General features: G+C 73.3%; 16 protein-coding genes. 8 read left to right on the top strand and 8 right to left on the bottom strand.

The window, feature by feature from the left end; translation table 11 throughout:
* Positions 1–92: 92 nt before the first annotated feature.
* The 3 genes from lnt to ACFYOJ_RS01080 all read right to left on the bottom strand — a co-directional run bounded on the left by lnt (position 93) and on the right by ACFYOJ_RS01080 (position 3,182).
* On the bottom strand, positions 93–1,706 hold the full coding sequence (gene lnt, locus ACFYOJ_RS01090; protein WP_356552267.1) for an apolipoprotein N-acyltransferase: 1,614 nt from the start codon (positions 1,704–1,706) through the stop codon (positions 93–95).
* 69 nt (positions 1,707–1,775) lie between these two features.
* Positions 1,776–2,318: a hypothetical protein gene (locus ACFYOJ_RS01085; RefSeq protein ID WP_356552266.1), complete on the bottom strand. Its 543-nt coding sequence runs from the start codon at positions 2,316–2,318 to the stop codon at positions 1,776–1,778.
* Between the two features lie 78 nt (positions 2,319–2,396).
* Complete coding sequence (locus ACFYOJ_RS01080) at positions 2,397–3,182, bottom strand: aspartate/glutamate racemase family protein (RefSeq protein WP_356552264.1); 786 nt, start codon at positions 3,180–3,182, stop codon at positions 2,397–2,399.
* A gap of 38 nt (positions 3,183–3,220) precedes the next feature.
* Here ACFYOJ_RS01080 and ACFYOJ_RS01075 point away from each other — a divergent pair, with 38 nt between their 5' ends.
* The 4 genes from ACFYOJ_RS01075 to ACFYOJ_RS01060 all read left to right on the top strand — a co-directional run bounded on the left by ACFYOJ_RS01075 (position 3,221) and on the right by ACFYOJ_RS01060 (position 8,984).
* Positions 3,221–4,441 carry a glycosyltransferase gene (locus ACFYOJ_RS01075; RefSeq protein WP_388596077.1) on the top strand — a complete coding sequence of 407 codons (1,221 nt, stop codon included), beginning with the start codon at positions 3,221–3,223 and terminating at the stop codon, positions 4,439–4,441.
* A gap of 287 nt (positions 4,442–4,728) precedes the next feature.
* Positions 4,729–5,193: a DUF6643 family protein gene (locus tag ACFYOJ_RS01070; protein WP_356552260.1), complete on the top strand. Its 465-nt coding sequence runs from the start codon at positions 4,729–4,731 to the stop codon at positions 5,191–5,193.
* Between the two features lie 42 nt (positions 5,194–5,235).
* On the top strand, positions 5,236–6,057 hold the full coding sequence (locus tag ACFYOJ_RS01065) for an MOSC N-terminal beta barrel domain-containing protein (protein WP_356552259.1): 822 nt from the start codon (positions 5,236–5,238) through the stop codon (positions 6,055–6,057).
* A gap of 470 nt (positions 6,058–6,527) precedes the next feature.
* Positions 6,528–8,984, top strand: coding sequence for a right-handed parallel beta-helix repeat-containing protein (locus tag ACFYOJ_RS01060; RefSeq protein WP_356552258.1), 2,457 nt, complete (start codon positions 6,528–6,530; stop codon positions 8,982–8,984).
* A gap of 13 nt (positions 8,985–8,997) precedes the next feature.
* Here the strand turns inward: ACFYOJ_RS01060 and ACFYOJ_RS01055 are convergent, their stop codons facing one another.
* On the bottom strand, positions 8,998–11,373 hold the full coding sequence (locus tag ACFYOJ_RS01055) for a hypothetical protein (protein WP_356552256.1): 2,376 nt from the start codon (positions 11,371–11,373) through the stop codon (positions 8,998–9,000).
* A gap of 278 nt (positions 11,374–11,651) precedes the next feature.
* Here ACFYOJ_RS01055 and ACFYOJ_RS01050 point away from each other — a divergent pair, with 278 nt between their 5' ends.
* Positions 11,652–12,473 (top strand): DeoR/GlpR family DNA-binding transcription regulator, encoded by an 822-nt coding sequence (locus tag ACFYOJ_RS01050; protein WP_356552254.1) that lies wholly within the window; start codon positions 11,652–11,654, stop codon positions 12,471–12,473.
* A 112-nt stretch (positions 12,474–12,585) separates the two neighbouring features.
* On the opposite strand, the gene ACFYOJ_RS01045 is transcribed toward ACFYOJ_RS01050, so the two are convergent.
* Entirely contained in the window at positions 12,586–13,710 is a 1,125-nt protein-coding gene (locus ACFYOJ_RS01045; RefSeq protein ID WP_356552252.1) for a PLP-dependent cysteine synthase family protein, read from the bottom strand.
* 345 nt (positions 13,711–14,055) lie between these two features.
* On the opposite strand from ACFYOJ_RS01045, the gene ACFYOJ_RS01040 reads away from it, so the two are divergent.
* The 3 genes from ACFYOJ_RS01040 (at position 14,056) to ACFYOJ_RS01030 (ending at position 17,441) form a co-directional block, all read left to right on the top strand.
* Positions 14,056–14,379, top strand: coding sequence for a hypothetical protein (locus ACFYOJ_RS01040; RefSeq protein ID WP_356552250.1), 324 nt, complete (start codon positions 14,056–14,058; stop codon positions 14,377–14,379).
* Positions 14,380–14,563: 184 nt separating this feature from the next.
* Positions 14,564–15,094 (top strand): ATP-binding protein, encoded by a 531-nt coding sequence (locus tag ACFYOJ_RS01035; protein ID WP_356552248.1) that lies wholly within the window; start codon positions 14,564–14,566, stop codon positions 15,092–15,094.
* Positions 15,095–16,076: 982 nt separating this feature from the next.
* Positions 16,077–17,441, top strand: a complete 1,365-nt coding sequence (locus tag ACFYOJ_RS01030; RefSeq protein WP_356552246.1) for a transposase — start codon at positions 16,077–16,079, stop codon at positions 17,439–17,441.
* 1,198 nt (positions 17,442–18,639) lie between these two features.
* Here ACFYOJ_RS01030 and ACFYOJ_RS01025 read toward each other — a convergent pair.
* From ACFYOJ_RS01025 to ACFYOJ_RS01015, 3 genes are all read right to left on the bottom strand, one after another.
* Entirely contained in the window at positions 18,640–20,004 is a 1,365-nt protein-coding gene (locus ACFYOJ_RS01025; RefSeq protein ID WP_356552246.1) for a transposase, read from the bottom strand.
* A 982-nt stretch (positions 20,005–20,986) separates the two neighbouring features.
* Entirely contained in the window at positions 20,987–21,517 is a 531-nt protein-coding gene (locus ACFYOJ_RS01020; protein WP_356552248.1) for an ATP-binding protein, read from the bottom strand.
* Positions 21,518–21,701: 184 nt separating this feature from the next.
* Positions 21,702–22,025, bottom strand: a complete 324-nt coding sequence (locus ACFYOJ_RS01015) for a hypothetical protein (protein WP_356552250.1) — start codon at positions 22,023–22,025, stop codon at positions 21,702–21,704.
* Positions 22,026–22,231 lie beyond the last annotated feature (206 nt).

Here is a 22,231-nt window from a genome sequence, read left to right as displayed (position 1 = left end):
CACGGGGCGCGCGCCCGGCGCGCAGAATCGCAGCGTGGGGCGTACACCCGGCGTACGGACCCGCACCGCGGAGCGCGCCCGGCGTACGGGATCTACGCGCTGCGGGCGCGTCGGCCGCGCACTCCGGCGCCGACGGCCCAGCCGATCCCGCCGGCCGCGACCAGCACCAGGGCCGCCTCGGGCCATACGCCGAGCCGGGTGGCGGGCGTCTCGGAGGACCGCAGCGGCACCTCCTGGACGAGCGAGTCCGCCACGAACATGCCGGTCTTCTGGGTGACCCGGCCGTCCGGCATGATGATCGCACTGACGCCGCTGGTCACCGGCACCGTGACCGTCCGGCTGTGCTCGACGGCGCGGATGCGGGACATGGCGAGCTGCTGGTAGGTCATCTCACTGCGGCCGAACGTCGCGTTGTTGCTGGGCACGGAGATCATCTGGGCGCCGTCGGCGACCTCGGAGCGCACCGCCCAGTCGAAGGCCGCCTCGTAGCAGGTGACGAGGCCGACCCGGGTGCCGGCCATGGTGAAGACGCCGGGCTCGGTGCCGCGGCTGAAGTCCCGGGCGACCATGGCGGTCCAGTCCTCGTTGATCGCCCCGACGAGCGAGCGCAGCGGCAGGTACTCGCCGAAGGGCTGGATCTGCCGCTTGTCGTAGGTGTCCACCGGTCCCTTGTCGGGGTCCCACAGGATCTGCTCGTTGAGCAGTCTGCCGTCGCGGTCCACGACGCCGCCGACGGAGACGGGCACACCGATCGCCTCGACGGCCCGGTCGATGACCTCGCGCGCGTCGGGGTTGGTGAAAGGGTCGATGTCGGAGGAGTTCTCCGGCCAGAGCACGAAGTCGGGCCGGGCGATCCGGCCGGCCCTCACCTCGGCGGCCAGGCGTCGCGTCTCCCGCGCGTGGTGGTCGAGCACGGCCCGGCGCTGGGCGTTGAAGTCGAGGCCGGCGCGCGGCACGTTGCCCTGGACGACGGCGACGGTGGCCGTGCCGTCCTCGGCGTCGTCGCTGACCAGCGGCCGTGCGGCCACGGCGCCGGCGACGGGGACGGCCACCGTGAGCAGGGCCGCCGCTGCCGCGCCCCGCCGGAGGGTGCCGGTGCGGCGGGCCCGGACGGCCAGGCGTGCGGCCTCGTACAGGCCGAAGCCGCACAGGACGACCGCGAAGCCCACCACCGGCGTGCCGCCGGCCGCGGCGAGCGGGAGGAAGACGCCGTCCGCCTGCCCGAAGGCGATCTTGCCCCAGGGGAAGCCGTGGAAGGGCACACGCGCGCGTGCCGCCTCCGCGGCGATCCACACCGCCGCCGCCCACACCGGCCAGGCCGGCAGCCGCGACACCGCGGCGATGCCCGCCCCGGCCAGAGCGACGAAGACCGCCTCGACGGCGGCCAGGGCGAGCCAGGGGCCGGGGCCGACCTCCACACCGGTCCACACCAGCAGGGGCAGCAGGAAGCCGAGGCCGAAGAGGTAGCCGAGGCCGAGGCCCGCCTTCCAGGAACGGCCGCGCAGCACCCCGCCGAGGACGGCGAAGGCGGGCAGCGCCAGCCACCACAGGGTGCGCGGCGGGAAGCTGACGTAGAGCAGCACGCCGCAGAGCGCGGCAGCGGCGGCCGGGAACAGGCGCGTGAGCCGTGCGGCCAGGCGCGAGGCGGGTGTGGCCTGCGACTTCAGCCGGTCCGGCTCGCCTACGGGGGTTGCGGTGACGGTCACCCCCGGAGTGTACGGCGCGTCCCTCCGCGGTCCTCCGGGCGGCCGCGGAGGGCTGCCGCGCTCCGGCCCTCAGTGCGCCGGGCCGGGTGCCTTCGGCCGCAGACGGTCCCTGATCACCTGGACGGCCGCCTCCGCGTCGTCCACGGTGACGGTGAACGTGTGGCCGTCCCACAGCCGCAGGACGACGCCCTCGCCGCGCCGTACGACGACGGCGGTGCCCTTCTCCGGCCGCCAGCGGTAGCCCCAGCCGCCCCAGTGCCGGGGGGTGACGTGCGGGGTGAACTCGGCGCCGGCGACGTGCGACAGCGGGATGCGGCGGCGAGGCAGGCCGATGTGGCCGCAGCGCACCTCGAGGCACTCCTCGTCGACTCTGAGCGCGACGTGCACGAAGGCCAGCGTGCCGAAGAGCACGAGCAGCCCGGCCGTGATGCAGCCGACGACGGCCATGGTGAGCGGGGCGATGCCGGACTCCCAGGCCGGATCGACGGCCAGCGCGATGCCGAGTGCCACGCAGGCGACACCGATGAGCGCCAGCAGCCACTGGACGCGGTTGGTGGCACGGCCCGTCCAGACGTCCGGTACGGGGGTGCTCTCGCCGGGGCGATGCCTCATGGATATGAGGTTACTCACGTTTCGCTGCGCGGCTACCTCGTCGCGCAGGGTGACCGGTCCGAGTGGACGGCGGGCCGCTCAGCGGGCGGGCGTGGCCGTCCGCAGCAGGCGGCCCTCCTCGTAGGCCAGCGCCGGCGCCGGCAGGGAGCCCTCGCGTCCGCTCAGCAGCACGGTGAGCGTGCCCTCGGCCGGGGCTCCCGGCTCGGGGGGCGCGCCGATCCGGCGCAGTGCCTGGGCGGCGACGGCGCCGGCGGAGCCGTGCAGGGCCAGGCGCGGGGCGCCGGGGCGCTGCACGGCGGCGCGGATGCGTTCGGCGACGAGCTCGTAGTGGGTACAGCCCAGGACGACGGTCGTCACGTCCTCGGGCGTCAGCGCGGCCGCGGCGGACACGGCGGCGGTGATCGCGCTCTCGTCCGCGTGCTCGACCGCCTCGGCGAGACCGTGGCAGGGGACCTCGGTGACCCTCGCGCCGGCGGCGAACCGCTCGATGAGCCCACGCTGGTAGGGGCTGCCGGTGGTGGCGGGCGTCGCCCAGATGGCCACCGGTCCGCCGCCGGCCGCGGCGGGCTTGATCGCCGGGACGGTGCCGATGACCGGCAGGTCCGGTTCGAAGCGGGCGCGCAGCGTGGGCAGCGCGTGGACGGAGGCGGTGTTGCAGCCGACGATCAGGGCGTCCGGCCGGTGGGCGGCGGCCGCCTCGGCGACGGCCAGGGCCCGCCGGGTCAGGTCCTCGGGGGTCCGCGGTCCCCAGGGCATGCCGTCGGGGTCCAGGGAGAGGATGAGATCGGCGTCCGGTCGCAGGCGCCGTACCGCTGCGGTGGCCGCCAGCAGACCGATTCCGGAGTCCATGAGCGCGATCTTCACCCGGCCACGATAGTCGATGGGCCGCCGCGTGCCGCGTCGTGGGGCACACTGCGCAGGTGAGCGCCGATGTGTGGACGTCCGCCCCGACCGTCGTATCCGCCCTGTCACTGGCCGCCTGGCTGTGGCTGCTGCTCGCCCGGGGTTTCTTCTGGCGTACGGACGTAGGACTGCCCGGCCGCCGGGAACCGGAGAGCTGGCCGCACGTGTGCGTCGTCGTGCCGGCGCGCGACGAGGCGGCGGTCCTGCCGGCGAGTCTGCCCTCGCTGCTGGCCCAGGACTATCCGGGGCGGGCGGAGGTCTTCCTGGTCGACGACGGAAGTACGGACGGCACCGGTGACCTGGCGCGCGAGCTGGGCCGGCGCCGGGCGGGACTGCCGCTCACCGTGGCCTCGCCCGGTGAGCCGCCGGCCGGGTGGACGGGCAAGCTCTGGGCGGTGCGGCACGGCATCGCGCTGGCACGCGCGCGGGATCCCGAGTACCTGCTGCTGACGGACGCCGACATCGCGCACGCGCCGGACAGTCTGCGGCGGCTGGTGGCGGCGGCCCGCACCGGTGGTTTCGACGTGGTCTCCCAGATGGCCCGGCTGCGGGCCGAGAGCGTCTGGGAACGGCTCGTGGTGCCGGCGTTCGTCTACTTCTTCGCGCAGCTCTACCCGTTCCGGTGGATCGGCGGGAGGCGGGCCGGGAGGAAGGGGACGGCCGCCGCCGCGGGGGGCTGTGTGCTGCTGCGCGCGGACGCCGCCGCGCGGGCGCGGATCCCGGACGCGATCCGGCACGCGGTCATCGACGACGTGGCCCTCGCCCGCGCGGTCAAGGGCAGCGGCGGCCGGGTGTGGCTGGGGCTCGCCGACGGGGTGGACAGTGTGCGTCCCTACCCGCGGCTGCGCGATCTGTGGCGGATGGTCTCGCGCAGCGCCTACGCCCAGTTGCGGCACAGTCCGCTGCTGCTCGCCGGCACGGTCGCCGGGCTGGCGCTGGTGTATCTGGTGCCGCCGGTGGCGGCGGTGGCGGGCGCGGCCGCCGGGAACGCGGCGGCCGCGGGGTGCGCGGGCGCCGCGTGGCTGGTGATGGCGGGGACGTACGTGCCGATGCTGCGGTACTACCGGCAGCCGCTGTGGCTCGCCCCGCTGCTGCCGTTCACCGCGTTCCTGTACCTGCTGATGACGGTCGACTCGGCGGTGCAGCACTACCGGGGGCGGGGCGCCGCGTGGAAGGGCCGCACCTACGCCCGGCCCGGTGCCGTGCCCGACGAGGGCTGACAACGTCCGGTCACGGAGCCGCGTTTGGGGCCCGGTCCCCCGGTCACGCCCCGGCCGGGGGCGCGGCCGGGGTCCGCTGCGGTCCGGCCGCCTTCGGAAGAGCGCGGACACGGCCGGTGGACCACCGGTAACCTGACCAGAAGTCGGCACTTACATGAAAATCTTGTTCCGCGCCGCCCTTTTTCACCAAGTTCGCTCGGATTGGTGATCCCCCGTCACCGCAGGCACGGAAAACAACCCTCTTATCGGTCTCCCCAACCAGCACATCGTGGGCTTAACTTATGGCCATGACCTCCCCCCGCTCCAGTTATGGCGGCGGCTACTACTCCGCCTCCTTCCCGGACACCCCGATCTACGACTCGCTCGTCGCCGAGCGGGGCACCCCGCAGATCGCCCCGATCCGGGTCCCGGCCGCGTACGACGCCCCGTCCGGCCACCTTCCGGCGCTCCCGTCGGCCCTGCCCGCCCTCCCGGCAGCCCCCGCCCAGCCCGCCTACGGCGGCTACCCGCAGCAGATGCAGCCGGTGCAGCAGATGCAGCAGCCCGCGCCGCTGCAGCAGGCGCCCACCGCGTACATCCCGCAGCAGGCGAGCGCCCCGCGCGGGTACCCCGGGCCCCAGCAGCAGCCGCAGCCGCCGCGTCCGGCCGCTCCCGGCCCCGCGGGGTACGAGGCGATGCGGCCCGCGGCCCCGCGGCCCGCTCCGGCGCCCTACCAGGACCCGTACAACAACCAGCAGTACCGCGGCTACTGAGCCGTTCGCCGGGGTACCGGTGCCGCCTGGCACCATGACCCCATGGGGAACGCGCGACTGCAGTCGATACACGTCCATCCGGTCAAGGCGTTCCGGGGCCTCGCGCCCCGGGAGGCCGTCGTGGAGCCCTGGGGGCTGGCCGGAGACCGCCGCTGGATGCTGATCGACGACGGGGGAAAGGTCGTCACCCAGCGGGAACAGCCGCGCCTGGCCCTGGCCGCCGCCGAGCTCCTGCCCGGCGGCGTCCGGCTGTCCGCGCCCGACCGCCCGCCGCTCACGGTGCCGGTGCCGCACCCGGCGGACACGGTCCCGGTGCGGATCTTCCGCGACAGGACCGAGGCGGCCTTGGCCGACGACGCCGCGCACGCCTGGTGCAGCGCCTTCCTCGGGGCGGACGTACGGATGGTGCACCTGGACGATCCCGCCACGCGCCGGCCCGTCGACCCCGCGTACGCGCTGCCGGGCGAGACCGTCTCCTTCGCCGACGGCTACCCGCTGCTGCTCACGACGACGGGCTCGCTGGACGCCCTCAACTCCCTGATCGCCGAAGGGGAGCACGCGGTGGAGGGGCCGCTGCCCATGAACCGTTTCCGGCCGAACCTCGTCGTCGCCGGCACCGGCGCGTGGGCCGAGGACGGCTGGTCGCACGTCACCGTGGGAGAGGTCCGCTTCCGGGTCGCCAAGCCGTCCGGGCGCTGCGTGGTGACGACCACCGACCAGCACTCCGCCGAGCGCGGCCGGGAACCTCTGCACACGCTCGGACGGCACCGCCGCATCGGCCGCAAGCTGGTCTTCGGACAGAATCTGGTGCCGCTCGGACCGGGCACGGTCCGGGTCGGCGACCCGGTGACGGTCGTCGGGTGACGTGCCCGCACCCGTAAGTCCGCGCCCACGGGCCCGCGCGTCCGGGTCCGCGGCCGGGAACCCGGTCCGTGGCGCGGGCGTTGGACACCGTAGGACGAAGGCCGAGGGACGCCGGCGCTCCTCCCCGCCCGGGTGTGCACAGGCATGGTCCGAGGCCGTTCCCCTTCCCCCTCCAGGCCGCCACCACGACCGCCGGGAGCGGGGAGGGGAACGGCCGGGCCCGGACCGGCGCCGGCATGCGGCCGGCTTCCGCCTCTGGTCAACCCACCCCGCGCACGCACGCTACGGTGGACCGGCCGAACCGATCGGCGACAACCCGCGCGCGAGGAAACCGCAGGCACGCGCCGGTGCGGGGACGGAACGCCTGCGTGCGGGTCCGCGGGACCGGCACGGCCGTTCTCCCGGCCCCGGCCGCCGCGTCCGGCGGTGACCGGGCGATCAGTACGACGAGGTGGGGGCAGAGCAACGCCATGGCACAGGGCACGGTCCAGGTGACGCACACCGGCACCTCGCGGTGGCGGCGCCGCACGGGTGAGTACGCATCGCTCGCCGCCGCCCTGGAGGCCGCGGCCGACGGTGACGTCCTCACCGTCGCCCCCGGGACCTACCGGGAGAACCTCGTCGTCCGGCGGGCGGTGACCCTGCGCGGGCCCGAGGGGGCCCTGGGCTCGGTGCGGATCGCGCCCGTCGACGGGGTGCCGCTGACGGTGCGCGCCCCGGCCGTCGTCCAGGACCTGTACATAGAGGGGCAGGACGCGGCGGCGCCCGCCGTCCTCGTCGAGGAGGGCACCCCGGAGCTGCTCGACATACGCGTGGTCACACGGTCCGCGTCCGGCATCGAGGTGCGCGGCGGCGCGCGGCCGACGGTGCGGCGCTGCACCGTCGACAATCCGGCGGGCGTCGGCATCGCGGTCCTCGACGGCGGGGGCGGGGTGTTCGAGGAGTGCGAGGTCGTCTCGGCCGGCCAGGCCGGGGTCGCCGTGCGCTCCGGCGCACACCCCCGGCTGGAGCGCTGCCGCGTCCACCACGCGGCGGGCTCGGGCCTGACGGCGACCGGCGAGCACTCGGCGCTGGAGGCGGTGGGCTGCGAGGTCTACGAGGTGCGGGGCAGCGGCGTCCAGGTCTCGGGCCGGGCCACCGCGCATCTGACCGACTGCGACGTGCACCGCACCACCGCCGACGGGATCACCCTCGACACCGACGCCGTGCTCACCCTGGCCGACTGCCGCATCCACGACATCCCGGAGAACGCGGTCGACCTGCGCTCCCGCTCCGTGCTCACCCTGACCCGCACCAGCGTGCGGCAGTTCGGGCGCAACGGCCTGTCGGTGTGGGACCCGGGTACCCGGGTGGACGCCAACCAGTGCGAGATCTTCGACAGCACGGGCGACTACCCGGCGGTCTGGGTCAGCGACGGCGCCACCGCCGTCCTCGACTCCTGCCGGGTGCACGACGTGCCGGACGCGCTGTTCGTGCTGGACCGCGGCTCACGCGTGGACGTCGTCGACAGCGACCTGTCCCAGGTGCGCAACACGGCGGTGTCGGTGAGCGACGGCGCCACCGCGCAGCTCGACGACTGCCGCATCCGGGACGCGGCGACGGGCGCCTGGTTCCGCGACCACGGCAGCGGCGGCACCCTGAACAACTGCGCCCTGGACGGCAACCGCACCGGCGTGATCGTCACCAAGGGCGCCGACCCCACCATCGAACGCTGCACGGTCGACTCCCCCTCGGAGGCCGGGGTGTACGTGTCGGCGGGCGGCCGCGGCAGCTTCCTGGACTGCCGGGTGACGGACAGCGCCGGCTACGGCTTCCACGTGATCGACGGCTGCCGGACGACGCTGCGCAAGTGCCGCACGGAGCGGTGCGCGCGCGGCGGTTTCGCATTCGCGGACGGCGGCCCGGACGCGTCCGGCGCGGGACCGCTCGTCGAGGACTGCGCCAGCGACGAGAGCGGTGGCGGTCTGGCGCCGCCCCCGGCGCGGGAGCCCGCCGTGCAGACGGCGGGCCGCTCCTCCGGCGGCCTGCTGGGCTCGATCCCCGGCCGGCGCGGCGTCGAGCAGGAACCGCTGATCGCCGGTCCCGGAGCCGGCCCCGGACCCGAGGGGCCGGCGCGGTCGGCGAAGGAGGTCCTCGGCGAACTGGACGCGCTGGTCGGCCTGGAGAGCGTCAAGCGCGAGGTCCGGGCCCTGACCGACATGATCGAGGTGGGGCGGCGCCGGCAGCGGGCGGGGCTGAAGGCGGCGTCGGTCAAGCGGCACCTCGTCTTCACCGGCTCTCCCGGCACCGGCAAGACGACGGTCGCCCGGCTCTACGGCGAGATCCTCGCCTCGCTGGGCGTCCTGGAGAAGGGCCACCTCGTCGAGGTCTCCCGCGTCGACCTGGTCGGCGAGCACATCGGCTCGACCGCGATCCGCACCCAGGAGGCCTTCCAGCGGGCGCACGGGGGTGTGCTGTTCATCGACGAGGCGTACGCGCTGTCCCCCGAGGACGCGGGCCGGGACTTCGGCAAGGAGGCCATCGACACGCTGGTGAAGCTGATGGAGGACCAGCGGGACGCGGTGGTGGTGATCGTCGCGGGCTACACCGCGGAGATGGAGCGGTTCCTGTCGGTCAACCCCGGCGTGGCGTCCCGCTTCTCACGGGTCATCACCTTCGGCGACTACGGGCCCGAGGAGCTGCTGCGGATCGTGGAGCAGCAGGCCGAGGAGCACGAGTACCGGCTGGCGCCGGGCGTGCCCGAGGCGCTGACGCGGTACTTCGCCCGGCTCCCCAAGGGTCCGGCCTTCGGCAACGGCCGCACCGCGCGCCAGACCTTCGAGGCGATGGTGGAGCGGCACGCGAGCCGCGTCGCCCAGCTGGCGGACCCGGACACGGACGACCTGACCCTGCTCTTCGTGGAGGACCTCCCCGAGCAGCCCCGGTGAGGCCGGGCCGGCGTCAGCAGTCGGCACGGCCCCCGTCGGCGCTCGGGACGGGCGGTTCCTGGCCGGTCCGGCGCGGTGCGGGCACCTCCGGGCGCAGCCGGTCCAGCAGCCGCCGGCGTTCCTCGGCGAAGGCCGGGTCGGCCTGGTAGTCGGAGTGGCCGAGGATCGGCGCGGGCAGCGGGTGCGGTTCGGTGCGGCCGTACGTCAGCGGGTCCTTGAGGGGTTCGCGGTCCACGGCGGGGCCGCGGTCGCCGGGCAGGCGCACCGGGCCGCCGATGGGGTCGGTGCGCCGGTGGAGGTTGCGCCAGCAGTCGACGTCCCGGTGCAGGGAGGCGAGCGCGTCGGGGCCGAAGTGGGCGGGGAACCAGCGGCCGTAGAGGCGTTCCAGCGGGGAGCCGTAGGTCAGCAGGGCGACCCGTCTGCGGGCGGAGGGCGCCAGTTGCCAGGCCGCGGCGGCGGCCAGCACGCTGCCCTGCGAATGCCCCGAGATGACCAGCCGTCCGCCGGTGGCACGGGTCCAGGTCGCCATGCGCCAGGTCAGGTCGGGCACCGCGCGCTCCGCGTAGCAGGGCGGCGCGAAGGGGTGGGCAGCGCGCGGCCAGAAGGTGCCGACGTCCCACAGGATGCCGATGGTGCGGCGCGCGGAGGCGTCCTTGTAGGCGCGCCGGCCCCAGGTGACGAAGAGGAGGAAGCCGAGACCGATCAGCCAGGAGCCGAGTGCCTGCGCGGTCTGGGCGGCGCCGTGCACCACGGCGTACGTGCCGCGCGTGGCCTCGGCCGGTGTCCGGCCGGTGGTCAGGGCGCCCACCAGGGCGACCGCGCCCAGCAGCAGGGTGGCGGCGGAGACGAGGGCGACGACGAGGGGCGCCCGGTCGGTGAGGGCGGCCATCGCGCGGGTGAGGGCGATGCGGCGGGTGCGGGCCTCGTCCCCCGGCTCCCCCAGGTACTCGGCCTCCACGGCGGCGCGTTCGGCCCGTGCCAGGCGCCAGGTGTGCCGGGCGAGCGCGGCGCACAGCAGCAGGACGGCCGCCAGCAGCGGCGGGATGACGGACGCCTGCCAGGTCAGCAGGACGGGCGGGCCGTCGATGGACGTTCCGGTGCCGTCCAGCCAGTCGGAGACGCGCTGGGCGACCCCGCCGGACATCACGCCGCCCAGGGCGCAGGCCAGCATGGCGACGGCGGGCCCGCCGAGGCCGCGGACCGCGGTGCGCGGGACGGGCAGAGTGCGGTGCAGCGTGTGGGCGGCCACGCCGAGGGCGACGACCAGCAGGCCCTGGACCAGGGTGATGCCGCCGAAGGTCAGGTCGCCGGGCAGCCGTCCGGCCGACGTCCAGCCGGGACGCGACCAGCCGGCGTGCACCAGGGCGAGGGCGAGCAGGCCGAGGGCGGCGAGCGGGAGACGGCGTACGACGTGCTCGTCCAGTTCGCGGTCGAGGCGGTTCTCGCTGCGTCCCCGGCGGCAGGTCACGGCCACCGCCGTGACCGCGAGGGCGGCGAGCGCGGCCTCCAGGAGCCGGCCGAGCACGTCGAGGAGCACGGGGCCGCCGGGCGCCCGGTCGAAGCGGGCCGCGGGCACGGTGACGGCGGCGGCGACGGTCAGCAGGCCCGCGGCGGTGTGCGCGGCGCGCAGCCGGGCCACCAGGCGCCGCCCGTACCAGAATCCGGGGCGGTTCAGGGGGGCGCGTCCGGTGTCCTCGGCCGGGTCGGTGCCGCGGTCCATCGGCTGCTGCGACTCGTACGCCCGCCAGGTGCGCAGGGACAGGTACCAGAGCAGGCCGGTGAGGGCCGCGGGCAGGGCGGCGGCGAGGGCGAGTCTGCGGCCGGGCCGGCTCCACCAGCCGGCGTCGGGTTCCGCCGGTGACAGGAAGTCCAGCCAGGAGTGCCGCGCGGCGCACGCGGGGGTGCCGGCGCACTGCCAGGCCACGAGGTCGAGGGCGACCTCGCAGGCCGCGGCGGTCAGCAGCACGGTGAGGGACAGTCCCGTGAGCCGGACCAGCAGCCCGTAGAACCTGACCGTCCGGACGCGGCCCCGCGCGCCGGGCCGCATCCAGTGCGCGAGGTTGACCACCATGAACGGCAGGAGCAGCAGCCACAGGGCACGGGTGCCGTTGCCGGAGGTGAGGTTGCACCAGACGTAGGCCTCGGGCACCGGGCGGCCCCGGTAGTCCTCGGGCCGGGACTCCGCGTCGGCGTCCTCGGCGCGCCGGAAGACGGCCGCGACGTGGTCGCCGGTGATCCGCACGGTGCGCGGGTCGTCCAGCATCTCGGCGGGGGTCGTGCCGCCCACGCCGTGCACCAGGAGTTCCAGAGCGGTCCCGGTCTCCCGGCCCGCGGGGCCGCGGGCACCGGGACCGTCGTCGGCTCCGGTCCGTTCCTGCGCCTGTTCCACTGTCCGTGCTCCCCCGTGACGCGTCGTCCGCTGTGACCGTGCGAGCACCAGGATCGCCGCTTCGCGGGCGGCGCACACCCCTCGGTACGGAATCTCCCCGAACCGTGTGACGCGGGGCCCCGGAGCCGGGGCGGGGTGCGCGTTCCGCGGGCGGTGGCGCGTCGCGCGGCGGGGCGTGCGAGGATGGGACGCCCTGCGCGGTGACGGCGAGAGTCCCAGGTCGGAGCGGCTGGGCGGGGCGTGTCGGACGGTTTTGCGGCGAAAGGACCGAGGCGTACGTGAGTGAGAACGCGAACCTCCTCGCGGAGCAGCGGCGCGCCCTGATCCTCGACGAGGTGCGCCGGCGGGGCGGTGTCCGGGTCAACGAGCTGACGCGCAAGCTCGGCGTGTCGGACATGACGGTCCGCCGCGACCTCGACGCGCTGGCCCGGCAGGGCGTGCTGGAGAAGGTGCACGGCGGGGCCGTGCCGGTGGTCGAGGCGAGCACGCACGAACCGGGGTTCGAGGCCAAGTCGGGGCTGGAGCCGACCGCCAAGGAGGACATCGCGCGGGCCGCGGCCGAACTGGTCGCGCCGGGCGCGGCGATCGCGCTGTCGGGCGGTACGACGACGTACGCGCTGGCGCACCGGCTGGTGGACGTGCCGGACCTCACCGTGGTGACCAACTCGGTGCGGGTGGCCGACGTGTTCCACGTGGCGCAGCGCACTTCGGGCGTGCGGCAGGGCGCGGCCACGGTGGTACTGACCGGGGGTGTGCGCACTCCCTCCGACTCACTGGTGGGGCCCGTCGCCGACCGGGCGATCTCGGAGCTCCACTTCGACGTGCTGTTCCTCGGTGTGCACGGCATATCGGCCGAGGCGGGGCTGTCGACACCGAATCTCGCGGAGGCCGAGACCAACCGGCGGCTGGTGCAGTCGGCGCGGCGTGTCGTGGTGATCGCCGACCACACCAAGTGGGGTGTGGTGGGCCTGAGTTCGTTCGCGACGCTGGAGCAGGTCGACACGCTGGTGACCGACGGCGGTCTGCCGGAGGAGGCGCGGGCGGAGATCGCGGAGCATCTGCGGCTGGTGGTGGCGGGCGAGCCGGAGGGCACCGACTGACGGTGCGACACCGTGCGCCCGGCCCGCCCGGGGCCGGGGGCGGGCCTTCCCCGGCGCGGTCCTGTCGCCGGACCGGCGGCCGGCCGGGACGTGACCCGGCCCCCGTCGCCGGTCAGCCGGGCCAGGCGCCGGTGCGCAGCAGGGTGTCGATCGCCGCGGTGTACGGCGCGATGTCCAGGCCCTGTCCGGCGAGCCACGTGTCCGAGTAGTACTTGTCGAGGTAGCGGTCGCCCGGGTCGCACAGCAGCGTCACCACGCTGCCCTGGCGTCCCTCGGCCACCATCTCGGCGACGATCTTCAGGGCGCTCCACAGTCCGGTGCCCGTGGAGCCGCCGGCCTTGCGGCCGATGGCCCGCTCCAGGGCGCGTACGGCCGCGACGCTCGCCGCGTCGGGCACCTTCATCATGCGGTCGATCGCGCCGGGCACGAAGCTCGGTTCCATGCGGGGCCGGCCGATGCCCTCGATGCGGGATCCGCAGTCGCAGGTGACGTCCGGGTCGCCGGTGGTCCAGCCGTCGAAGAAGCAGGAGTTCTCCGGGTCGGCGACGCAGATCCGGGTGTCGTACTGCATGTAGTGCACGTAGCGCGCGAGGGTCGCCGAGGTGCCGCCGGTGCCGGCGGTGGCGACGATCCACGCGGGCTCGGGGAAGCGCTCCAGCCGCAGCTGCCGGAAGATCGACTCGGCGATGTTGTTGTTGCCGCGCCAGTCGGTGGCCCGTTCCGCGTAGGTGAACTGGTCCATGTAGTGGCCGCCGGTCTCGGCCGCGAGGCGGGCCGACTCCTCGTACATGGTGCGCGGGTCGTCCACGAAGTGACAGCGTCCGCCGTGGAACTCGATCAGGCGGATCTTCTCGGCGCTGGTCGTGCGCGGCATCACGGCGATGAAGGGGACGCCGATCAGCTTCGCGAAGTACGCCTCGGAGACGGCCGTCGAGCCGCTGGACGCCTCGATCACGGGCCTGTCCGGCCTGATCCAGCCGTTGCACAGGCCGTAGAGGAACAGCGAACGGGCGAGCCGGTGCTTGAGGCTGCCGGTCGGGTGGGTCGACTCGTCCTTCAGATAGAGGTCGATGCCCCACCGCTCGGGCAGCGGGAAGAGGAGCAGGTGGGTGTCGGCGGACCGGTTGGCGTCGGCCTGGACCTTGCGCACGGCTTCTTTCAGCCAGGCCCGGTAGTCGGCGTCGCTGTGGTCGACGTCGAGGGTGACGCCGGTCCGGTCCTGCTGGGGGCTGCTCACGAAAGGGGCTCCTTAGGCTGCGCGCCGACGGCGCCCGGCGCGGTCGGCAACACCGATCATAAGCACCTGCCGCACGCTTCTCACCTGCATAAACACGTCTTTGGCCGCCTCAAAGCCGCCCTGGGGGGCGGGTTGTGGACCCGTGGGGGCGCATTCGCGCGAGTGCTCCGGGCGGCCCGGGAAAGGGACGGCGCGTACTGGTGCTCGGCGCCGGGTGCGGGCAGACTTCACCCGGCGGGACCCCAGGTCCCCGCCGGGGCGCACACTGGAGCACGACACGAGCCGGTACCGGGCTCTTCGCGGTGCCATGATCCGGCTCACCGACGCGCACGAGGGGGCGACGGCATGGCGGAGCCGGAGTTCAGGGCCACGGGGGTGCGGATCGGCAGACGGCTGCGGTCGCTCACCCGGGCCGGTCAGGTCCGGATCAGCGGCGGCCGGCTGGAGTTGCTCACCAGTCACGGCACCGAGATAGACAGCGCGCCGGTACAGGTGGTGCGCGCCTCCCGCCCCTGGTTCGTGTCCGGGGGCCGGGCGCTCGCCGACCTCGACGGCACGCGGTATCTGCTGACCCTCGGCGGGGGCGACACCGCTCCCGGCGAGCCGGGCCCGTCCGCGGCACGCCGTTTCGTCGAAGCGGTGCGCAGGGCGGCGGGGCGCAGCGGCTGAGATGTCCGTGACTTGCGTCACTCCACCCCTTGCGCCACTCTGGTCTCACGTCACTCTGGGTTTACCGGCGATAACGCTGCGAACCAGCCCGCCGGCCATGACAGCAGGCGGCGATGCGCCGCGTGCGCCCTGCTGGATCCGAACTCCGTGTTCTTCCGGACCTCTATGTCGGGGAGTCGCAGCCGTGATCAGTCACCCAAGCAGACACTGCGCGGTGGAGCTCCAAGCCCTGCCGTCGCGGATCGGCCAGGTCCGCAGAATCGTATCTGCGCAATTGCGCTACTGGCATATGGACTCCCTGATCGACCGGGCGGCGCTCGGCGTGACGGAGTTGCTGACCAACGTCCATCTGCACGCCACACCCGACAAGACGTGCACCGTGGAGCTGGAGCTGCTCCTGGACCGTCTCACGGTCTCGGTGCGCGACCACGATCCGCATCTGCCCGTCGTGGACGACGCCGAGCCGCTCGCGACCTGCGGGCGCGGCCTGTCCATGGTGGCCGCGATGAGCGAGAGCTGGGGCGCCCGGCCGGACGGTGAGTCCGGCAAGGTCGTGTGGTTCTCCCTCCCCGTCGCCACCGCGCCGCCCGCCGCGGGACGCCCGCCGCGCCTCCTGGTCGAGGAGATGCCGGCCGCCGTGTTCGCAAAGGCCGGACAGGTCGCCGCGCCGGGCGGACCGCAACCCGCTCCCGCCCGGTCGGCCGTTGCCGGCTGACCGGGCGGTGACCGCCCGCTGCCGCGGGCCGGGCGCGTCCGGGGCCGGGTGAGTTTGCCCGGCCCCGGACGCGCCCGGTGAGCGGTGGCCCGGTCCCCCGACGCGGCGCGGATTCCCCGGTGTTCGGGGCGGTGGTGCCTCGGTGTGTGCTCCCGGTCGACGTGTGTCACGGCGTCCGAGGACGCCACACCTCGCGGGGCCCCGGTGAAACGGGCGCCCCGCAACGGGCGTGCCGAGCGGCGGGTGGAGAGGCAGCTGACGGCGGAGCTGAAGAAGGTGCGGGGCAAGGAGGGCATCCTCTTCAGGCTTGCCGACGCGGCGATCGGTAAGCCGGACGAGATCGTGCGTACGGCGCTGTACCCGGTGATCGGGGAGAAGACGCTGCGCGACCTGGTGGCGGAGGCCAAGGCGAAGAAGGTCTTCAAGGCCAAGGTCCGCACCACCCTGCGCTCCTCCTACAGCTCGTACTACCGGCAGATGCTGCCGCCGCTGCTGAAGACGCTGGGCTTCAAGTGCAATAACACCGCCTACCGGCCGGTGATGGACGCGCTCGCGCTGCTGGAGAAGTACGCCGGCGTCGACGGCAAGACGCGCTTCTACGACGCCGGCGACGTGGTGCCGATGGACGGCGTCGTACGCAAGGACTGGCGCGAGACCGTCGTCGACGAGAAGGGCAAGGTCGAGCGGATCCCGTACGAGCTGTGCGTCCTGGTGGCGCTGCGGGAGGCAATCCGCCGCCGCGAGATCTACGTCGACGGCGGGAGGCGTTGGTGCAACCCGGAGGACGACCTGCCCGGCGACTTCGAGGCCACCCGCACCGTGCACTACGCGGCGATCCGCCAGCCCACGGACCCCGCTGAGTTCATCAGCGGCCTGAAGCGGCGGATGACCGACGGCCTGGACCGGCTGTCCGGGGCGCTCGCGGACGGCTCGGCGGGCGGGGTGAAGGTCACCACCCGCAAGGGGCGAGCCCTGGATCACCGTGCCGAAGCTGGACAAGCTGGACGAGCCCACGGGCCTGACGGCCCTGAAGGAGGAGGTCGTACGCCGCTGGGGCGTGCTCGATCTGCTGGACGTGCTGAAGAACGCCGACTTCCTCACCGGCTTCACCGACGAGTTCGCCTCGGTCGCCGCGTACGAGCGCATCGACCGGGCCGTCCTCCAGCGCCGCCTGCTGCTTGCCTTGTTCGCGCTGGGCACCAACATGGGCATCCGCGCGATCGTGGCGACCGGCGAGCACGGCGAGAGTGAGGCGGCACTGCGGCACGTGCGCCGGCACTTCATCACCGTCGACAACCTGCGGGCCGCCGTGACGAAGCTGGTGAACGCCACCTTCGCCGCCCGGGACACCGCATGGTGGGGGCAAGGGACGGCGTGTGCGTCGGACTCGAAGAAGTTCGGGTCCTGGTCCTCGAACTTCATGACCGAGTACCACGCCCGTTACGGCGGCAACGGCGTGATGGTGTACTGGCACGTCGAGAAGAAGAACGTCTGCATCTGCTCCCAGCTCAAGAGCTGTTCGTCGTCCGAGGTCGCGGCGATGATCGAGGGCCTGCTGCGGCACTGCACGGACGCCGAGATCGAGTCGAACTACGTCGACACCCACGGCGCCTCGGTGGTCGGGTTCGCCTTCACCGAGCTGCTCAACTTCCGTCTGCTGCCCCGGCTGAAGAACATCGGCAGCATCCGCCTGTACCGCCCGGACGACTCCCCGCCCGGCTGGCCGGCGCTCGGCGCCTCGCTGACGACCCGGGCCATCAAGTGGGACCTGATCGCCCAGCAGTACGACCAGATGGTCAAGTACGCCACCGCGCTCCGCCTGGGGACGGCGGAGTCGGAGCAGGTGCTGCGGCGCTTCACCCGCGGCGGGCCCAAGCACCCCACGTACGCCGCGCTCGAAGAACTCGGCCGCGCCGTGCGCACGGTCTTCGCCTGCGACTACCTCGCCGCCCCCGGCCTGCGTCGGGAGATCCACGGCGGGCTCCAGGTCGTGGAGTACTGGAACAGCGCGAACACCGTGCTCCACTACGGCAAGGACGGCGCGCTGACCGGCCCGGACAAGGAACACGCTGAGACCTCGATGCTCGCCCTGCACCTGCTCCAGTCCGCGCTCGTACACGTCAACACGCTCCTGGTTCAGCAGATCCTCGCCGAACCGGCCTGGGCGAAGAAGCTTTCGGACGAGGACCGGCGGGGCCTGACCGCGCTGTTCTGGTCGAACATCAACCCGTACGGCACCTTCCGCCTGGAGATGGACAAGCGGCTCGACCTCGCGCCTTCCCTGTCCGTTCCCCGCCCCCGCACCCCGGCGGACGCCGTCGGCCACGTCCTGGCGGAGTCGCGGTGAACCCCGTGCTGTCGGGCCGGTGCATCTACAGCGCCGAGCGCGTCTACGTCGACGAAGCGGGTGTTGGACACGAGGTTCTGCACCTGTATGCCACCGGCCACACCACTACCGGCACGCCCATGGACGCCTCGGACTGGCCCGAGGACCTCGACCTGTGGCACCTGGTGTTCGACTTCGACGAGGACGGCCGCGCCATCGTTGCCCCTGCCTCGTTCGACGAGCGATGGACCTGCCGCCCGGAGCGGTGGGACCCCTCACTGTTCTGGCTAGGTCCACCGTCCCCGGTGATCACGCTCGGGGATGACCAGCCCCCGCCGACGGCCGGTGTGATGCGGCAGGGAGAACTCCATGTCGCGTGTGAAAGCGGATGTACGGCCCGGGCGCTGAGTTCCGCGGAGCCCTCACCGAGTTCCGTGCGGAACGCCACCGCCACCATGCCGCCCTGGCCCAGATCGAGGAGGCAAAGGCCCGCAGGGCCGGGATGCTGGCCGAGCTCGACCGGCTCGAAGCCAAGATCGGGGACCTTCTTGTCGAGGACCTGCGCAGGCGGGGGCCATGCTGGGCGGTTGGAGGAGATGTGCGCGAAGCGCGCCGGGCCATGGCCCGGCGCGCTTCGCGCACATCTCCTCCAACCGCCCAGCATGGCCCCCGCCTGCGCAGGTCCTCGACAAGAAGGTCCCCGATCTTGGCTTCGAGCCGGTCGAGCTCGGCCAGCATCCCGGCCCTGCGGGCCTTTGCCTCCTCGATCTGGGCCAGGGCGGCATGGTGGCGGTGGCGTTCCGCACGGAACTCGGTGAGGGCTCCGCGGAACTCAGCGCCCGGGCCGTACATCCGCTTTCACACGCGACATGGAGTTCTCCCTGCCGCATCACACCGGCCGTCGGCGGGGGCTGGTCATCCCCGAGCGTGATCACCGGGGACGGTGGACCTAGCCAGAACAGTGAGGGGTCCCACCGCTCCGGGCGGCAGGTCCATCGCTCGTCGAACGAGGCAGGGGCAACGATGGCGCGGCCGTCCTCGTCGAAGTCGAACACCAGGTGCCACAGGTCGAGGTCCTCGGGCCAGTCCGAGGCGTCCATGGGCGTGCCGGTAGTGGTGTGGCCGGTGGCATACAGGTGCAGAACCTCGTGTCCAACACCCGCTTCGTCGACGTAGACGCGCTCGGCGCTGTAGATGCACCGGCCCGACAGCACGGGGTTCACCGCGACTCCGCCAGGACGTGGCCGACGGCGTCCGCCGGGGTGCGGGGGCGGGGAACGGACAGGGAAGGCGCGAGGTCGAGCCGCTTGTCCATCTCCAGGCGGAAGGTGCCGTACGGGTTGATGTTCGACCAGAACAGCGCGGTCAGGCCCCGCCGGTCCTCGTCCGAAAGCTTCTTCGCCCAGGCCGGTTCGGCGAGGATCTGCTGAACCAGGAGCGTGTTGACGTGTACGAGCGCGGACTGGAGCAGGTGCAGGGCGAGCATCGAGGTCTCAGCGTGTTCCTTGTCCGGGCCGGTCAGCGCGCCGTCCTTGCCGTAGTGGAGCACGGTGTTCGCGCTGTTCCAGTACTCCACGACCTGGAGCCCGCCGTGGATCTCCCGACGCAGGCCGGGGGCGGCGAGGTAGTCGCAGGCGAAGACCGTGCGCACGGCGCGGCCGAGTTCTTCGAGCGCGGCGTACGTGGGGTGCTTGGGCCCGCCGCGGGTGAAGCGCCGCAGCACCTGCTCCGACTCCGCCGTCCCCAGGCGGAGCGCGGTGGCGTACTTGACCATCTGGTCGTACTGCTGGGCGATCAGGTCCCACTTGATGGCCCGGGTCGTCAGCGAGGCGCCGAGCGCCGGCCAGCCGGGCGGGGAGTCGTCCGGGCGGTACAGGCGGATGCTGCCGATGTTCTTCAGCCGGGGCAGCAGACGGAAGTTGAGCAGCTCGGTGAAGGCGAACCCGACCACCGAGGCGCCGTGGGTGTCGACGTAGTTCGACTCGATCTCGGCGTCCGTGCAGTGCCGCAGCAGGCCCTCGATCATCGCCGCGACCTCGGACGACGAACAGCTCTTGAGCTGGGAGCAGATGCAGACGTTCTTCTTCTCGACGTGCCAGTACACCATCACGCCGTTGCCGCCGTAACGGGCGTGGTACTCGGTCATGAAGTTCGAGGACCAGGACCCGAACTTCTTCGAGTCCGACGCACACGCCGTCCCTTGCCCCCACCATGCGGTGTCCCGGGCGGCGAAGGTGGCGTTCACCAGCTTCGTCACGGCGGCCCGCAGGTTGTCGACGGTGATGAAGTGCCGGCGCACGTGCCGCAGTGCCGCCTCACTCTCGCCGTGCTCGCCGGTCGCCACGATCGCGCGGATGCCCATGTTGGTGCCCAGCGCGAACAAGGCAAGCAGCAGGCGGCGCTGGAGGACGGCCCGGTCGATGCGCTCGTACGCGGCGACCGAGGCGAACTCGTCGGTGAAGCCGGTGAGGAAGTCGGCGTTCTTCAGCACGTCCAGCAGATCGAGCACGCCCCAGCGGCGTACGACCTCCTCCTTCAGGGCCGTCAGGCCCGTGGGCTCGTCCAGCTTGTCCAGCTTCGGCACGGTGATCCAGGGCTCGCCCCTTGCGGGTGGTGACCTTCACCCCGCCCGCCGAGCCGTCCGCGAGCGCCCCGGACAGCCGGTCCAGGCCGTCGGTCATCCGCCGCTTCAGGCCGCTGATGAACTCAGCGGGGTCCGTGGGCTGGCGGATCGCCGCGTAGTGCACGGTGCGGGTGGCCTCGAAGTCGCCGGGCAGGTCGTCCTCCGGGTTGCACCAACGCCTCCCGCCGTCGACGTAGATCTCGCGGCGGCGGATTGCCTCCCGCAGCGCCACCAGGACGCACAGCTCGTACGGGATCCGCTCGACCTTGCCCTTCTCGTCGACGACGGTCTCGCGCCAGTCCTTGCGTACGACGCCGTCCATCGGCACCACGTCGCCGGCGTCGTAGAAGCGCGTCTTGCCGTCGACGCCGGCGTACTTCTCCAGCAGCGCGAGCGCGTCCATCACCGGCCGGTAGGCGGTGTTATTGCACTTGAAGCCCAGCGTCTTCAGCAGCGGCGGCAGCATCTGCCGGTAGTACGAGCTGTAGGAGGAGCGCAGGGTGGTGCGGACCTTGGCCTTGAAGACCTTCTTCGCCTTGGCCTCCGCCACCAGGTCGCGCAGCGTCTTCTCCCCGATCACCGGGTACAGCGCCGTACGCACGATCTCGTCCGGCTTACCGATCGCCGCGTCGGCAAGCCTGAAGAGGATGCCCTCCTTGCCCCGCACCTTCTTCAGCTCCGCCGTCAGCTGCCTCTCCACCCGCCGCTCGGCACGCCCGTTGCGGGGCGCCCGTTTCACCGGGGCCCCGCGAGGTGTGGCGTCCTCGGACGCCGTGACACACGTCGACCGGGAGCACACACCGAGGCACCACCGCCCCGAACACCGGGGAATCCGCGCCGCGTCGGGGGACCGGGCCACCGCTCACCGGGCGCGTCCGGGGCCGGGCAAACTCACCCGGCCCCGGACGCGCCCGGCCCGCGGCAGCGGGCGGTCACCGCCCGGTCAGCCGGCAACGGCCGACCGGGCGGGAGCGGGTTGCGGTCCGCCCGGCGCGGCGACCTGTCCGGCCTTTGCGAACACGGCGGCCGGCATCTCCTCGACCAGGAGGCGCGGCGGGCGTCCCGCGGCGGGCGGCGCGGTGGCGACGGGGAGGGAGAACCACACGACCTTGCCGGACTCACCGTCCGGCCGGGCGCCCCAGCTCTCGCTCATCGCGGCCACCATGGACAGGCCGCGCCCGCAGGTCGCGAGCGGCTCGGCGTCGTCCACGACGGGCAGATGCGGATCGTGGTCGCGCACCGAGACCGTGAGACGGTCCAGGAGCAGCTCCAGCTCCACGGTGCACGTCTTGTCGGGTGTGGCGTGCAGATGGACGTTGGTCAGCAACTCCGTCACGCCGAGCGCCGCCCGGTCGATCAGGGAGTCCATATGCCAGTAGCGCAATTGCGCAGATACGATTCTGCGGACCTGGCCGATCCGCGACGGCAGGGCTTGGAGCTCCACCGCGCAGTGTCTGCTTGGGTGACTGATCACGGCTGCGACTCCCCGACATAGAGGTCCGGAAGAACACGGAGTTCGGATCCAGCAGGGCGCACGCGGCGCATCGCCGCCTGCTGTCATGGCCGGCGGGCTGGTTCGCAGCGTTATCGCCGGTAAACCCAGAGTGACGTGAGACCAGAGTGGCGCAAGGGGTGGAGTGACGCAAGTCACGGACATCTCAGCCGCTGCGCCCCGCCGCCCTGCGCACCGCTTCGACGAAACGGCGTGCCGCGGACGGGCCCGGCTCGCCGGGAGCGGTGTCGCCCCCGCCGAGGGTCAGCAGATACCGCGTGCCGTCGAGGTCGGCGAGCGCCCGGCCCCCGGACACGAACCAGGGGCGGGAGGCGCGCACCACCTGTACCGGCGCGCTGTCTATCTCGGTGCCGTGACTGGTGAGCAACTCCAGCCGGCCGCCGCTGATCCGGACCTGACCGGCCCGGGTGAGCGACCGCAGCCGTCTGCCGATCCGCACCCCCGTGGCCCTGAACTCCGGCTCCGCCATGCCGTCGCCCCCTCGTGCGCGTCGGTGAGCCGGATCATGGCACCGCGAAGAGCCCGGTACCGGCTCGTGTCGTGCTCCAGTGTGCGCCCCGGCGGGGACCTGGGGTCCCGCCGGGTGAAGTCTGCCCGCACCCGGCGCCGAGCACCAGTACGCGCCGTCCCTTTCCCGGGCCGCCCGGAGCACTCGCGCGAATGCGCCCCCACGGG

Source organism: Streptomyces sp. NPDC006384 (assembly GCF_042870695.1).
In the GTDB taxonomy this organism is placed as follows: Bacteria; Actinomycetota; Actinomycetes; order Streptomycetales; family Streptomycetaceae; genus Streptomyces.
The sequence above is the reverse complement of the archived record's forward strand: the minus strand, read 5'-3'. Positions and strand labels throughout refer to the sequence as shown.